Consider the following 13,994-nt stretch of genomic DNA (forward strand, 5'->3'; position numbering starts at 1 on the left):
TTACCCCTGCTTCTGGAACTCCATCTGCCGGGCCAGCCACAGCGCCACGGCCGTGGCGGCAGCACCCGACAGCAGGTAAAGCCCCGCCGCGAACAGGCCCAGCGTCGTTGACAGGAACAGCGCGGTCAGCGGCGCAAGCCCTGCACCGAACAGCCAGCCAAGCGCCGAGGCAAAAGCGGAATCCGTGTAACGGTTGCGGCTGTTGAACATCGACGCCACCGCGCCCGACGACAGGCCGAAGCTGATGCCCAGGATCATGAAGCCCCCGATCAGATAGGCCGACACGCCGGTCTTGCCCGCGCTCAGCAGCAGGGGCGCCATCAGGCTGAAGACGCCGATGCCAAGCGCGCCCCACAGCAGCACGCGCCGCCGCCCGAACCAGTCGGACAGATAGCCCGACAGCAGGACCGAACCCAGGCCGAAGGCCGCGGCAAGCGCCAGCATGTTCAGGAAGAAGGTCAGCGTCTCGTCCGTGTAAAGGTAAACCCAGGACAGCGGGAAGACCGTGACCATGTGGAACATCGCAAAGCTTGCCAGCGGAACGAAGGATGCAAGCCAGATCGCGCGCCAGTCCGATCGGAAGGCGGTGCGGATGCGGGTCGGCTGCAACTCTCGCGTCTCGAACGCCTCCTGGAACTCGGGCGAGGCGATGATGCGAAGACGGGCGAACAGCGCCACGACGTTGACCGAGAAGGCCACGAAGAAGGGATAGCGCCAGCCCCAGTCCAGGAAATCCTCGGCCGAAAGGTTGGATACCAGATAGGAAAACAGCAGCGCCGCCACGATCAGCCCGATGGGCGCGCCAAGCTGCGGCACCATTGCATAGAAGCCGCGCTTCTTCCTGGGCGCGCTCAGCGCCAGAAGCGAGGAGAGCCCGTCCCAGCTTCCGCCGATGGCAAGGCCCTGGCCGATCCGCAACACCGCCATGATGATGATCGCCCATTCGCCCAGCACCGCATAGGACGGCACCAGCCCCATCGCCACGGTCGAGGTGCCCAGCAGGAACAGCGCCAGTGTCAGCTTGGTCACGCGGCCATGCTTGCGGTCGATGCGCATGAAGATCGCCGTGCCGACAGGCCGGGCGACAAAGGCCAGCAGCACCAGCCCGAAGGACAGAAGCGTGCCCGTCAGCGGGTCCACGAAGGGAAACAGCCGCGCGGGAAACACGATCACCGAGGCGATGGCGAAGACGAAGAAGTCGAAGAACTCGGACGTGCGCCCGATCACCACGCCGACCGCAATGTCCGACGGCGAGACATGGATATCGTCTGCATCCTTGCCGGGGCTTGGACCTTGCTGGGCAGATGTTTCGGCAGATGTCACCATTGCGTGCACCACTCCGGATGGGGCCAGAAGGCATGAAGGGCAATAGGCGCGACGTCCCGAAGGATTCGCGCGGTCATTGGCAGACATGATACAAACGAAGCGGGATTAATACGCGACAAATTGTCTTATGTTTGACATGGGTCATGGCATCTATCTGAACGTCAATCTCAAGGCGTCGCCGTCTGAACAGCTGCGTGAGTCTCGCGGCCAACGGGGTCATCACCACATGAAACACCCTTTCAAACATCTTCTCTGGCTTGCGCCCATCATGCTGCTTGCGGGCTGCGAGGCGGTCGTGCTGCGGCCCTCGGGCGACATCGCGGCGCGGCAGGCGAACCTGCTGGTGCAGTCCACGCTGCTGATGCTGATCATCATCATCCCGGTCATGGCGCTGACGGTGTGGTTCGCCTGGCGCTATCGCGCGACGAACAAGCAGGCCAGCTATGACCCCGACTGGGACCATTCGACCAAGCTGGAACTGGTGATCTGGGCGATCCCCCTGCTGATCATCGTCTGCCTGGGCGCGCTGACCTGGGTCGGCACGCATCTGCTGGATCCCTATCGCCCGCTGGACCGCATCAGCGCCGAGAAGCCCATCGAGGATGAACAGCCGCTGCAGGTCCAGGTCGTCGCGATGGATTGGAAATGGCTGTTCATCTATCCCGAACAGGGCATCGCCTCGGTCAACGAATTGGCCGTGCCGGTGGATCGCCCGGTCGAGTTCACGCTGACCTCGACCTCGGTCATGAACGCCTTCTACATCCCGGCGATGGCGGGGATGATCTATGCCATGCCGGGGATGCAGACCACGTTGAACGGCGTCTTCAACCATCCCGGCGAATACCAGGGCCTGGCGTCGCATTATTCGGGCCACGGCTTTTCGGGGATGCGCTTCAAGGCCCATGCGCTTGACGGCGCCGGCTTTGACACATGGGTCGCCGAAGCGGCCGACAGCGGCGAGGCATTGGACCGCGCCCGCTATCTGGAACTTGAAAAGCCCAGCGAGAATGTGGCGCCCCAGGCCTTTGCCCAGGTCGATCCGCAACTGTTCAGCCGCGTGGTGAACATGTGCGTCGAGGAGGGCCGCATGTGCATGGCCGAGATGATGGCCTATGACGCCCAGGGCGGGCTGGGCCTGCCGGGCATCGCCAACGTGGCGGCGCTCACCGATCCCGGCCGCGGCACGCCGCGCCCCATCTTGGGCCTGCCGCCCTTCCAGGTCACCGGCATCTGCACGGTCGAGGAATTGAACGAGATGCTGGCAAGTGCCGATCAGGCCGAACGTCCCGCGCGGCGCGACCTGACGCCCATGCGCGGGCAGGGGCTCGAGGCGCCGCAGGGCATCCTGGGCCGCAACCTGATCCCGAACCGACTGACACAGTCCACGCCGCCCTCCGGCGCCGACCAGAACCTGTAGAGGCCGAAGATGGCTGTACCCTCCGACATCCAAACCACCTTCCTGTTGGGCCGCCTGGACTGGAACGCGATCCCGCAGGATCCGATCGTCTGGGCCACCGGCGTGGTCGTCGCCATCGGCGGCGCCGGGCTGTTGTGGATGCTGCACAAGTATCGCCTGTGGTCATACCTGTGGCACGAATGGTTCACGACGGTCGATCACAAGAAGATCGGCATCATGTATGTCGTGCTGGCCCTGGTCATGTTCGTGCGCGGCTTCGCCGACGCGATCATGATGCGGCTTCAGCAGGCGATCGCCTTTGGCGGGTCCGAGGGCTATCTGAATTCGCACCACTACGACCAGATCTTCTCGGCCCACGGGGTCATCATGATCTTCTTCGTGGCGATGCCCTTCGTCACGGGCCTGATGAACTATGTCGTGCCGCTGCAGATCGGCGCGCGGGACGTGTCCTTCCCGTTCCTGAACAACCTGTCCTTCTGGATGACGGTTGGCGGGGCCGTCCTGGTCATGATGTCGCTGTTCGTGGGCGAATTCGCGCAGACCGGCTGGCTGGCCTTCCCGCCGCTGTCGGGGATCGGCTACAGCCCCTATGTCGGCGTTGATTACTACATCTGGGGCCTTCAGGTCGCGGGGGTCGGGACCACGCTGTCGGGCATCAACCTGCTGGTGACGATCATCAAGATGCGCGCGCCCGGCATGACCATGATGCGGATGCCGATCTTCACCTGGACCTCTCTTTGCACGAACATCCTGATCGTGGCGTCGTTCCCGGTGCTGACCGCGACGCTGGTCCTGCTGACGCTGGACCGTTACGTGGGCACCAACTTCTTCACGAACGATCTTGGCGGCAACGCCATGATGTATGTGAACCTGATCTGGATCTGGGGCCACCCCGAGGTCTATATCCTGATCCTGCCCCTGTTCGGCGTCTATTCCGAGGTGGTGGCGACCTTCACCGGCAAGCGGCTGTTTGGATACACCTCGATGGTCTATGCGACGGTCTGCATCACCATCCTGTCCTATCTGGTCTGGCTGCACCACTTCTTCACGATGGGGTCGGGGGCGTCCGTGAACTCGTTCTTCGGGATCACCACCATGATCATCTCGGTCCCTACGGGCGCCAAGATCTTCAACTGGCTGTTCACCATGTATCGCAGCCGCATCCGGTTCGAGTTGCCGATGATGTGGACCATCGCCTTCATGCTGACCTTCGTGATCGGCGGCATGACGGGTGTGCTGCTGGCCGTGCCGCCCGCCGACTTCGTGCTGCACAACTCGCTGTTCCTGGTGGCGCATTTCCACAACGTCATCATCGGCGGCGTGCTGTTCGGCCTGTTCGCGGCAGTCTATTACTGGTGGCCCAAGGCCTTCGGCTTCCGGCTGGATCCTTGGTGGGGCAAGGTCAGCTTCTGGTTCTGGGTCGTGGGCTTCTGGACGGCCTTCGCGCCGCTCTATATCTTGGGGCTGATGGGCGTGACGCGGCGGGTGCGGGTCTTCGACGATCCCAGCCTGCAGATCTGGTTCGTGATCGCGGCTTTCGGCGCCGTCCTGATCGCCATCGGCATCGCCGCCATGTTCATCCAGTTCGGCGTGTCCATCGCGCGCCGCGACCAGTTGCGCGACGAGACGGGCGATCCCTGGGACGGGCGCACGCTGGAATGGGCAACGTCCTCGCCCCCGCCGGCCTACAACTTCGCCTTCACGCCGGTCAGCCACGGGCTGGATACCTGGTGGGACATGAAGCGCTACGGCCAGACCCGGCCGCGTGCCGCCTATGTCCCCATCCACATGCCCCGGAACACCGGGACGGGCGTCATCATCGCGGGCCTGTCCACGATCTGCGGCTTTGCCCTGGTCTGGTATATCTGGTGGCTTGCAGCCCTCGCCTTCGCAGGCATCGTGATCGCCTCGATCCTGCATACCTTCAACTATGCCCGCGACTACCACATCCCGGCCGAGGAGGTCCGCGCGACGGAAGACGCGCGCGACCGCCAGCTGGCAAGCGCAGGGGTCTGATCCATGAGCACAGCCACTCAAACAGCCCCCGGCGATTTCTGGGAAGTCGAGCCGCACCACCACCACGAGGGCGCGTCCACAAGCATCGGCTTCTGGATCTACCTGATGAGCGACTGCCTGATGTTCGCGGTCCTCTTCGCGGTCTTCGGCGTCCTTGGCGGCAGCTATGCCGCCGGTCCGGGACCAAAGGATCTGTTCGACCTGGAACTGGTGGCGCTGAACACGGCCTTTCTGCTGCTGTCCTCGATCACCTATGGCTTTGCTATGCTGGCGATGGTCAAGGAAAACACGCGCGGCACGCTGATGTGGCTGGGGATCACGCTGGTCTTCGGTCTGCTGTTCCTGGCCGTCGAGATCTATGAGTTCCAGCACCTGATCCACCTGGGCGCGGGGCCGCAGCGGTCGGCCTTCCTGTCGGCCTTTTTCGCGCTTGTGGGAACCCACGGGCTGCACGTGGCCTTTGGCTGCCTGTGGCTGGTCACGCTGATGATCCAGATCCGTCAGCGCGGGCTGATCCCGGCCAACCGCCGCCGCCTGGCCTGCCTGTCGATGTTCTGGCACTTCCTGGACGTGATCTGGATCGGCGTCTTCACCTTCGTTTATCTGCTGGGGATGATCTGATGACCTCGATTGAAGCCCAGGGCGACAAGCATCGCGCCGAACGCCAGGCCGAGGCGCATGGCGACCAACATGACGACGGCCACGACCACGGCAGCGTCCGGTCCTACCTGACCGGGTTCATCCTGTCGGTGATCCTGACCGCGATCCCCTTTGCCATCGTGATGGCGGGCGGCTTCGAAAGCCGCTTCCTGACCGCCGCCGTGGTGGTGGGCATGGCGATCGTGCAGATCCTGGTCCACATGGTCTATTTCCTGCACATGAACACGCGCAGCGACGAAGGCTGGACCATGATGGCGCTGATCTTCACCGTCGTGATCCTGGTGATCGTGCTGTCCGGGTCGCTGTGGGTCATGTACAACATGAACACCAACATGATGCCCCAGATGAACCACGAGGCTCTGGGCCTGGGATCGTGACCGCCCGCCGCCGCCCCATAGCCCTGCTGGTCGCGGCGGGGATCGTCTTCCTGGTCCTGATGGGCCTGGGCGTCTGGCAGGTGCAGCGGCTGGCCTGGAAGACCGACCTGATCGCCCGCGTGGACGCGCGGGTGGCGGCGGACCCGGTCCCCGCGCCCCCGCCTGCCGAATGGGCGGGGCTGACGGCCGAGAATGCCGAATACCGCCGCGTCAGCGTCGGGGGCGAATACCGGCCCGACAGCGACGTGCTGGTGCAGGCGGTGACGGAACGGGGGGCGGGCTTCTGGGTCATGACCCCGCTTGTCACCGACGATGGCTGGACAGTTCTGGTCAACCGGGGCTTCGTCGCCGCAGACCGCCGCGACGACCGGCCCCTGCCGCAGGGACCGCAGGCTGTGACAGGGCTGTTACGCCTGTCCCAGCCCGACGGCGCCTTCCTGCGCGCCAACGACCCGGATGCGGGCCGCTGGTATTCGCGCGACACCCAGGCCATCGGCGCCAGCCTGGGCCTGCGCGATGTCGCGCCCTATTTCATCGACGCGGATCGCGCGGGCGATGCCCAACCCATCGGCGGGCTGACCGTTATCGCCTTCCGCAATTCCCACCTGACCTATGCGCTGACCTGGTTCGCGATGGCCGGCGGGCTGCTGGTCCTGGTCGCCTACGCCCTGCGCCGCTAGAGGTTTTCAGACCAAAGTGGCAGGGAAAATCCAGCATTAGCACTGGATCGCGATCCCACGCAGTTGCACAGTAGGCAAGTTCAACGCGGGGGGAGAAAGCGATGAACGACCTGACGGAACAGGCCCATGCCGTCCGCCGCCTGGGGTCCGAGATCGGCGCCACGCTGATCGGCCATGCCGTGCTGGTGGAACGCCTGCTGGTCGCGCTCTTGGCCGGGGGCCATGTCCTGATCGAAGGCCCGCCGGGCATCGCCAAGACCCGCGCCGTCAAGGCGCTTGCGGCGCATCTGCCCGGCAGCCACGCCCGCATCCAGTGCACGCCGGACCTTCTGCCCTCGGATCTGACGGGCACGCAGGTGTTCCGTCCCGAAACGGGCGGCTTCGACTTCATCCCCGGCCCGATCTTCCACAGCCTCGTGCTGGTGGACGAGATCAACCGGGCGCCGCCCAAGGTGCAATCCGCGCTGCTGGAGGCCATGGCCGAGGGGCAGGTGACGTCCGGCGGCGTGACCCGCCCCTTGCCCGAGCCCTTCATAGTCGTGGCGACCCAGAACCCGATCGAGCACGAGGGCACCTTTCCCCTGCCCGAGGCGCAGCTTGACCGCTTCCTTCTGCACCTGCGCCTGGACCTGCCCAGTGCCGAGGCCGAGCGCGCGATCCTCGACCTGGTCGAGGCCGAGGCGGTGGCCCCGGCCACTCAGGGCGGCACGATGATCCGCGCCACCGACCTGGCCCAGGCGCGGTCACAGGTCGCGCGGGTTCATCTTGCACCCGCGCTCAAGGATTTCATCGTGCGGTTGGTCATGGCAACGCGGCCGGGCGGGGCGGTGGCGGAGTGGGTGGAACATCCCGTCTCGCCCCGCGGCACGCTGGCGCTTGCGGCGGGGGTGCGGGCGCGGGCTTGGCTGCACGGCCGCGACCACGGCCTGCCCGAGGATGCCGAGGCGCTTGCCGCCGATGCCCTGTCGCACCGCCTGATCCCCGCCTGGTCCGCCAGCGGCGAGGGCCGCACCGCCCGCAGCCTGGTGGCCGAGATCCTGCGCCAGGTGCGCCCGTGGTAGCCTTGCCCGCAGGCCTGCCCGACGCACCGGGCATCCGCCTGACCGCGGCCGAATTGCTGGCGCTGCGCGACCAGGCACCCGACCGCGGCAAGCACCGCCCGCTGACGCGTCGTGCAGGCGCGGTCCCGGCGCGGATGCCGGGGGCGGGCATGGACCTGCGCGAAATCCGCGCCTATGTCGCGGGCGACGATCCCCGTCGGCTGGACCCCGCCGCGACCGCCCGCACCGGCCATCCGCATATCCGCAGCCTGCACGAAGATCGCGACGATACGATCCTGCTGCTGGCCGATTTCCGCGCCCCGATGCTGTGGGGCACGGGTGCGGCGCTGCGATCCGTGCGCGCCGCGCGGCACCTGGCGCAGGCGGGCTGGACAGTCGCCCTGCGCGGCGGCTCGGTCGCCTGCCTGGTGGCCGGGACGCGGGTGGCGGAATTGCGCGGGGCGGGCGGAGAAGGGCATATGGCGGCGGTCTGCAACGCCCTCGCCCGCGAGCATGACGGGGCGCTTGCCGCGCCCGGACAAGGAGACCTGATCCAGGCGATCGCCCGCGCCGCGCGCATGTCGCCTGCGGGGGGCAGGGTGCTGTTGGCCACCTGTCTTGACGGGCTTGCAGGGGCCGAGGATGCCCTGGCCCAGCTTTGCCGGCGTCGCGCCGTGACGCTGGCCCTGATGCTGGACGACAGCGAGATCCAGCCTCCGCCCGGCGTCCTTGCCGTAAGCGATGGTCAGCACAGCCGCATTGCCCGCCTGACCGCGCCCGACATCTCGGCCGATCTTTCGCGGCTGCGGGCGCTTGGCGCCACGGTGGCCGAGGTCGCGCCGTGACAAGGGACGAGCTTCTGGCCCAGCTTTCCCCGCCGCGCCTGCCCCTGGACATGGCTGCACTGGATTGGCGCGAGATGCTGGCCCTGGGCGGGATCGGCCTGCTGGCGGGCCTTCTGGTCGCGCTGCTGCTGGGGCCGCTGCTGGCCCGCAGGCCGTCGCGGCGCGCGCGGATCCTCGGCACGCGCGGAATGCCGCCCCAAGTGCGGATCCTTGCCATAGCCCGCATCCTCGGCCGCCTGCCGGACCCGCTGCGCCCGGCCGCCTATGGCGCGGCGCCAGCGCCCGACGACGACGCGATCGACCGCATCGCGCTTGGCCGCCGCAGAGGCTAGGCAAGGGATGAGCCTCGCCTTTCCCTGGCTTTTGGCGCTGTTGCCCTTGCCCCTGCTGCTGCGCCGCCTACTGCCGCCCCTTGCCGTGCCCCGCCCCGCCCTGGCGCTGCCCGCGCATCTTCTGGCGGGTGCCCGTCCTGCCGGCGCGGCCCGGATGCATGGATCCTGGCTGGCGGGGCTAGCCTGGATCGCGCTTGTCCTTGCCCTCGCGGGCCCGCGGATCGAGGTCGCAAGCGACGTGATCCCCGCATCGGGCCGCGACATCGTGCTGGTGATCGACCTGTCCGGCAGCATGTTGAAGGAAGACTTCTTCCTGGACGACCAGCCCGTCACCCGGCTGGAGGCCGTCAAGCGCACCGCCTCCGCCTTTGTCGCGGCGCGGCGGGGGGACCGGATCGGGCTGGTGATCTTCGGCGAGCGCGCCTATTTCGCCGCACCCCTGACCTTTGACGTGGACGCCGTGGCCCGCGCCATAGACGAGGCGCAGATCGGCATATCCGGACGCGGCACCGCGATTTCCGACGGCTTGGGCCTTGCCGCCAAGCGCCTGTCGCGCAGCGATGCGCCGACGCGGGTGATCGTGCTGCTGTCGGACGGGGTGGACACCTCGGGCACTGTTCCCGCGGTCGAAGCCGCTCGGCTGGCCCATGACCACGGCATCCGCGTCCATTCCATCGCCCTTGGCCCCGAGGATCTGGAAAACCAGCCCCAATCGCGTGACGCGGTGGACGTGGCCACCCTGCGCGCCGTGGCCGAGGTCGCCGGGGGCGAAAGCTTCCGCGTCCGCGACACTGCCGATTTGCAGGCCGTAGCCGCAAGCCTAGACCGGCTGGAGCCAAACCCCTCGGCCCGCCCGCCGATGCGGTTGTGGCAGCCCTTGTGGGTCTGGCCCGCCGCCCTTGCCGCGCTGTGCCTGTTCCTGATCGCCGGGCGGAGGCGCGGATGGACGGGCTGATCCTTTTGCGCCCCTTGTGGCTGCTGGCGCTGCTGCCGCTGGCGGGGCTGGTCCTGCTGCGCCTGCGCCGCCTGCCCGATGCCGGCGGGTGGGAAGGCGTGATGGGTTCGGACATGCTGCGGGCGATGCAGGCCCTGGGGGCATTGCGCGGCCGCCAGCCCTTGTGGATGCGGCTTCTTGCGCCCTTGGCCTTGGCGCTGCTGATCGCGGGCCTTGCGGGGCCGGCCCTGCCGCGCGCCGATGCGCCGGTGCTGGCACAATCGGACGCCGTGGTGGTTGCGGTGGACCTGTCGCCTTCCGTGGCGAAGGGGCCGGGGCTGGACCAGGCCAAGCTGGCGGCGGCCGGTCTGGCGCAGGGGCTGGCCGGTCGGCCCGTGGGTCTGGTGCTTTATTCGGGAGAGGCCTTCACGGCAACCGCGCCGACGCTGGACGTGGGCAGCCTGCAGACCCAGATCGGCGTTCTGGACGGCGACACAATGCCCGCGCAGGGCAGCCGTCCGGCAGCGGCCATCGGAATGGCGGCGCGGATGCTGGCCGGGCTTCCGCGTGCCGATCTTGTGCTGGTCTCGGACGGCGGCGGGATCGACCGGCAGGCCCTGGCCGAGGCAGACCGGCTTGCGGAACAGGGGGTCCGCATCTCGGCCCTGCGGCTGACAGCCCTGGCGCCCGGCGCCCCGGCCGCCCCCGAGGACGCGCTTGACCGGCTGGTGCGCGGCGGGGCGGTCGAGGCATGGGACCGCACCGACCGGCTGGCCGCGCGGCTGGCGCGCAGCGGCGGATCGACCCGCGACCCGGCGCTGCGGGCGCTGCAATACCGCGACCTGGGGCCGTGGCTCGCGGTTCTGGCGCTGCCGGGGCTGCTGATGATGCTGCGGAGGCTGGAATGAAGCCCGCGCTGATTGCCCTGGCCGGAATCGCGGCCCTTGCCGTGGCTGGTCCCGAGGCCCTGGGCCGTCTTGCCCTGCGCGCGGGGCTTGACCGACCCGCGGCGATCCTGCTGTCCGATCCGGCTGCCCGCGGCGTAGCGCTTTACGGCGCGGGCGATCACGCGGCTGCCGATGCGGCCTTCGCCCAGGCGGGCCGGTCGCAGACCTTCAACCGCGGCCTGTCGCTGGCGGCCACGGGGGATTACCCGCTGTCGGTGGCCTATTTCGATGCGATGCTGTTTGCCAACCCTGCCGACGAACAGGCCCGCCGCAACCGCGATCTGGTGGCCGCAATGTATCCGCCGCACCAGGGCGATTCCATCGCCCCTGGTCGCATCCGGGGGGCAGGGGGGCTTGAGGCAGAAGACGTGCCCATTTCGGATCTTCTGGCCAATGCTTCGGGGCCGGAATGGGAGCGGCGGCTGGACGCCCGTGGCCTGGCCGCGACCGACCAGTGGCTGGACACCATTGTCGACGACCCGGGCGAGTTCCTGCGCCTGCGCATCCTGGCCGAGTTCGACCGCCGTGCCCAGCTTGGCCTGATCCGTCCCGAGGAGGGAGACCCGTGGTGATCCGCGCCATCCTGATCTGGCTGGCCTTGACAGGCGCCGCCTTGGCGCAGGGCGACACCCGCCTGATGATCCTGCACGACCACGGCAATCCGGTCGTGTCGGAAATGATCGAACTGACGATCCGGGGCGAATACGACCTGACCGTCTCGCTGGAAGACATGGAGTTTCCGAACTCGCCCGATTACGACTGGATCCAGATCGCGCGCGACGACTGGCACAAGGATCGCGTGCAGGGTCGGCTTTTGCAGATCTTCGAACGCAAGATCGCGCTGTTTCCACGCCGCGACGGGCCGTTGACGGTGGGCCCGGTCAGCCACAAGCTGACCTATGTCACGGCGGACGGACAACGCGCGCAAACCACCGTGACCGCCGATCCCGTCACCTTGGCCGTCCGGGCCTTTCCCGCCGACGCGCCGCCCTTGTCGGCGCGGCAACTGACGCTGACGGACGAACTGTCCGCCGAACCCGGCCGCCTGAAGAAGGACGAGATCCTGACCCGCCGCGTCACCATCGAGGCCTTGGGAACCCTTGCCCATCACCTGCCCGAACGCCCCGACCTGTCCCAGCCCTGGCTGATCCTATTCAGCCAACCCGAAACCCGCGAAACCGTTCTGACCGAAGGGGGGCCGGTTGCGCGGGTCGTCTGGGAATGGCAGCTGCGCCCCCGCACGGGCGAGCCCGCCATCCTTCACGCCGAGGCCTTTACCTGGTTCGACACGGACAACCGGCAGATCCAGGTGGCGCCCCTGAAGCCGATCCCCTTCGGCTTCGCGGGCTTCGGGTCGAACTTCGGCGACCCGGAAGGACCGGTGCTGCGCAACCGGCTGGGCACGCTTCTGTCGCTGGGCGGGGGCATGGCCCTTGGCCTCGGCCTCATGCTGCGGGGGCGCGGGCTGCTGCCCCGCGACCGCATCCGCCGGCAGTTGCGCCGCTGGCAGCCCGGCCCCCATGCGGGGGCCATGCGCCACGCGGCCGACACGGGTGACCTGCCGGCGCTGCGGGCGGCTGCGGACCGCCACCTGCACTGGCGCGGGCAGCCCGCCCCGGCCGTCATGGCCCAGCTTGACCGCCAGCTTTTCGCAGCCGATCCGCCGCCCGGTTTCGATGCGCGCCGCTGGCTGGCAGCGTTCCACCGGGCCTTGCGCGGGGCCTGATGGGGGTTGCCACCCGTCCGGCCATGGGTCACGCTGCATGTCATGCAACCCGCCACGAAGCGGGATGAACCGACAGGGAACCACCATGAAACATCTTCTGACCCCGCGCGCGATCCTGCTGGCATCGGCCCTGGCCATCGCGCCCGCGGCTTGGGCGGAAACGCCCGCCGACACGCTGGTCGTGGCCGCCGCCATTGACGACATCATCAGCCTGGACCCGGCCCAGAGCTTCGAGTTCTCGGGCAATGACGTGAACCAGAACACCTATGACCGGTTGGTCGATTTCGACCCGCTGGACATGGAGGCGGGCTTCAAGCCCTCGCTCGCCGAAAGCTGGGAAGTGTCCGAAGACGGCATGTCCATCACCTTCACCATGCGCCCGGGCGTGACCTTCCATTCCGGAAACCCCGTCCGGGCCGAGGATGCGGCCTGGTCGCTGCAGCGCGCGGTCAAGCTGGACAAGACCCCGGCCTTCATCCTGACCCAGTTCGGCTTCACCGCCGACAACGTGGAAGAAAAGATCACCTTCGACGACACGACCCTGACGCTGACGCTCGACAAGCCCTATGCGCCGACCTTCGTGCTGAACTGCCTGACAGCCAACATCGCCAGCGTGGTGGACAAGGAAACGGTCATGGCAAACGCCCAGGGCGATGACCTTGGCAACACCTGGCTGAACACCAACGAGGCGGGATCCGGCCCCTATGTCCTGGCCGGCTGGCGCCCGAACGAGGCCGTGCAGTTCACCGCCTATGAGGATTATTTCCAGGGCGCGCCCGCGATGAAGCGCGTGGTGGTCCGCAACGTCGCCGAATCCAGCGCGCAGCGCCTGCTGCTGGAACAGGGCGATATCGACGCCGCCCGCAACCTGTCGCCGACCGACGTGGAATCCGTGGGCACGGTCGAGGGCGTCAAGATCCAGGACGAACCGCGCGGCCGGATCCTGTACATGGGCCTGAACCAGAAGGATCCGGTCCTGTCGAACCCCCAGGTCATCGAGGCGATGAAGCACCTGGTCGACTACGACGGCATCGCGAACAGCTTCCTGAAAGGCACCTTCGTTCCGCACCAGTCCTTCCTGCCCAAGGGATACCTGGGCGCGCTGGAGGACATGCCCTGGACCTATGACGTCGCCAAGGCCAAGGCCCTGATCGACGAGGCCGGGATGTCCGGCAAGACCATCACCACCAAGGTCCGCGACCTGCGCGAATATGTGGACGTGGCCCAGGCCCTGCAGGCATCCATGGCCGAGGCAGGCCTGACGCTGGAAATCCAGCAGATGACCGGCGCGCAGGTGCTGGACGCCTATCGCGCCCGCGACGTGCCGGTCTTTTTGGGCGAATGGGGACCGGATTATTCGGACCCGAACACCAATGCCGCGACCTTCGCCTATAACCCCGACAACAGCGACGAGGCGCAGGCGACGGGCCTTCTGGCCTGGCGCAACGCCTATGAGGTTCCGGCCGAGATGAACGAGGCCACGGTCGCCGCCACCCTGGAACAGGACGCCGACAAGCGCGCCCAGATGTATATCGACATCCAGAAGCAGTATCAGGCCGAGGCCCCGATCGTGCCGCTGTTCCAGCGGGTCGAGAACACCGGCCTGCGCGACAACGTGCAGAACTGGAATTCCGGCGGGTCCGTGACCTCGGTCATGTATCGGCAGGTTACGAAGGGCGAATAAGGCTTGGCCG

The 13,994-nt window shown here is 67.5% G+C and carries 14 protein-coding genes; 13 read left to right on the forward strand and 1 reads right to left on the reverse strand.

Annotation, left to right across the window (positions count from 1 at the left end):
- Positions 1–1,326: an MFS transporter gene (locus tag FIU66_RS02000; RefSeq protein ID WP_167621153.1), complete on the reverse strand. Its 1,326-nt coding sequence runs from the start codon at positions 1,324–1,326 to the stop codon at positions 1–3.
- A gap of 268 nt (positions 1,327–1,594) precedes the next feature.
- On the opposite strand from FIU66_RS02000, the gene cyoA reads away from it, so the two are divergent.
- From cyoA to FIU66_RS02065, 13 genes are all read left to right on the forward strand, one after another.
- On the forward strand, positions 1,595–2,743 hold the full coding sequence (gene cyoA, locus FIU66_RS02005) for a ubiquinol oxidase subunit II (protein WP_235986153.1): 1,149 nt from the start codon (positions 1,595–1,597) through the stop codon (positions 2,741–2,743).
- Between the two features lie 9 nt (positions 2,744–2,752).
- Positions 2,753–4,759, forward strand: a complete 2,007-nt coding sequence (cyoB, locus tag FIU66_RS02010) for a cytochrome o ubiquinol oxidase subunit I (protein ID WP_167621155.1) — start codon at positions 2,753–2,755, stop codon at positions 4,757–4,759.
- Positions 4,760–4,762: 3 nt separating this feature from the next.
- Positions 4,763–5,380, forward strand: a complete 618-nt coding sequence (cyoC, locus tag FIU66_RS02015; RefSeq protein ID WP_167621156.1) for a cytochrome o ubiquinol oxidase subunit III — start codon at positions 4,763–4,765, stop codon at positions 5,378–5,380.
- Positions 5,380–5,796, forward strand: coding sequence for a cytochrome o ubiquinol oxidase subunit IV (locus FIU66_RS02020; protein WP_167621157.1), 417 nt, complete (start codon positions 5,380–5,382; stop codon positions 5,794–5,796). Before cyoC ends, FIU66_RS02020 begins: the two co-directional genes overlap by 1 nt.
- Complete coding sequence (locus tag FIU66_RS02025; protein WP_201281077.1) at positions 5,793–6,476, forward strand: SURF1 family protein; 684 nt, start codon at positions 5,793–5,795, stop codon at positions 6,474–6,476. Before FIU66_RS02020 ends, FIU66_RS02025 begins: the two co-directional genes overlap by 4 nt.
- Positions 6,477–6,577: 101 nt before the next feature.
- On the forward strand, positions 6,578–7,537 hold the full coding sequence (locus tag FIU66_RS02030) for a MoxR family ATPase (RefSeq protein ID WP_167621158.1): 960 nt from the start codon (positions 6,578–6,580) through the stop codon (positions 7,535–7,537).
- Positions 7,531–8,361 carry a DUF58 domain-containing protein gene (locus FIU66_RS02035; RefSeq protein WP_240544717.1) on the forward strand — a complete coding sequence of 277 codons (831 nt, stop codon included), beginning with the start codon at positions 7,531–7,533 and terminating at the stop codon, positions 8,359–8,361. The genes FIU66_RS02030 and FIU66_RS02035 overlap by 7 nt, the downstream gene beginning before the upstream one ends.
- On the forward strand, positions 8,358–8,693 hold the full coding sequence (locus FIU66_RS02040; RefSeq protein WP_167621160.1) for a hypothetical protein: 336 nt from the start codon (positions 8,358–8,360) through the stop codon (positions 8,691–8,693). Before FIU66_RS02035 ends, FIU66_RS02040 begins: the two co-directional genes overlap by 4 nt.
- Before the next feature lie 7 nt (positions 8,694–8,700).
- The gene (locus FIU66_RS02045) at positions 8,701–9,648 is read left to right on the forward strand and encodes a VWA domain-containing protein (protein ID WP_167621161.1); all 948 of its coding nucleotides are present in this window, start codon (positions 8,701–8,703) and stop codon (positions 9,646–9,648) included.
- A complete protein-coding gene (locus FIU66_RS02050; protein ID WP_167621162.1) occupies positions 9,636–10,535 on the forward strand; it encodes a VWA domain-containing protein in 900 nt (299 codons plus the stop codon). Before FIU66_RS02045 ends, FIU66_RS02050 begins: the two co-directional genes overlap by 13 nt.
- Positions 10,532–11,146 carry a hypothetical protein gene (locus tag FIU66_RS02055; RefSeq protein ID WP_167621163.1) on the forward strand — a complete coding sequence of 205 codons (615 nt, stop codon included), beginning with the start codon at positions 10,532–10,534 and terminating at the stop codon, positions 11,144–11,146. Before FIU66_RS02050 ends, FIU66_RS02055 begins: the two co-directional genes overlap by 4 nt.
- On the forward strand, positions 11,143–12,300 hold the full coding sequence (locus FIU66_RS02060) for a BatD family protein (RefSeq protein WP_167621164.1): 1,158 nt from the start codon (positions 11,143–11,145) through the stop codon (positions 12,298–12,300). The genes FIU66_RS02055 and FIU66_RS02060 overlap by 4 nt, the downstream gene beginning before the upstream one ends.
- Positions 12,301–12,385: 85 nt before the next feature.
- The gene (locus tag FIU66_RS02065) at positions 12,386–13,984 is read left to right on the forward strand and encodes an ABC transporter substrate-binding protein (protein ID WP_167621165.1); all 1,599 of its coding nucleotides are present in this window, start codon (positions 12,386–12,388) and stop codon (positions 13,982–13,984) included.
- Positions 13,985–13,994 lie beyond the last annotated feature (10 nt).

Origin of the sequence: Paracoccus sp. AK26 (assembly GCF_011801365.1) — a bacterium.
GTDB lineage: Bacteria > Pseudomonadota > Alphaproteobacteria > Rhodobacterales > Rhodobacteraceae > Paracoccus > Paracoccus aerius.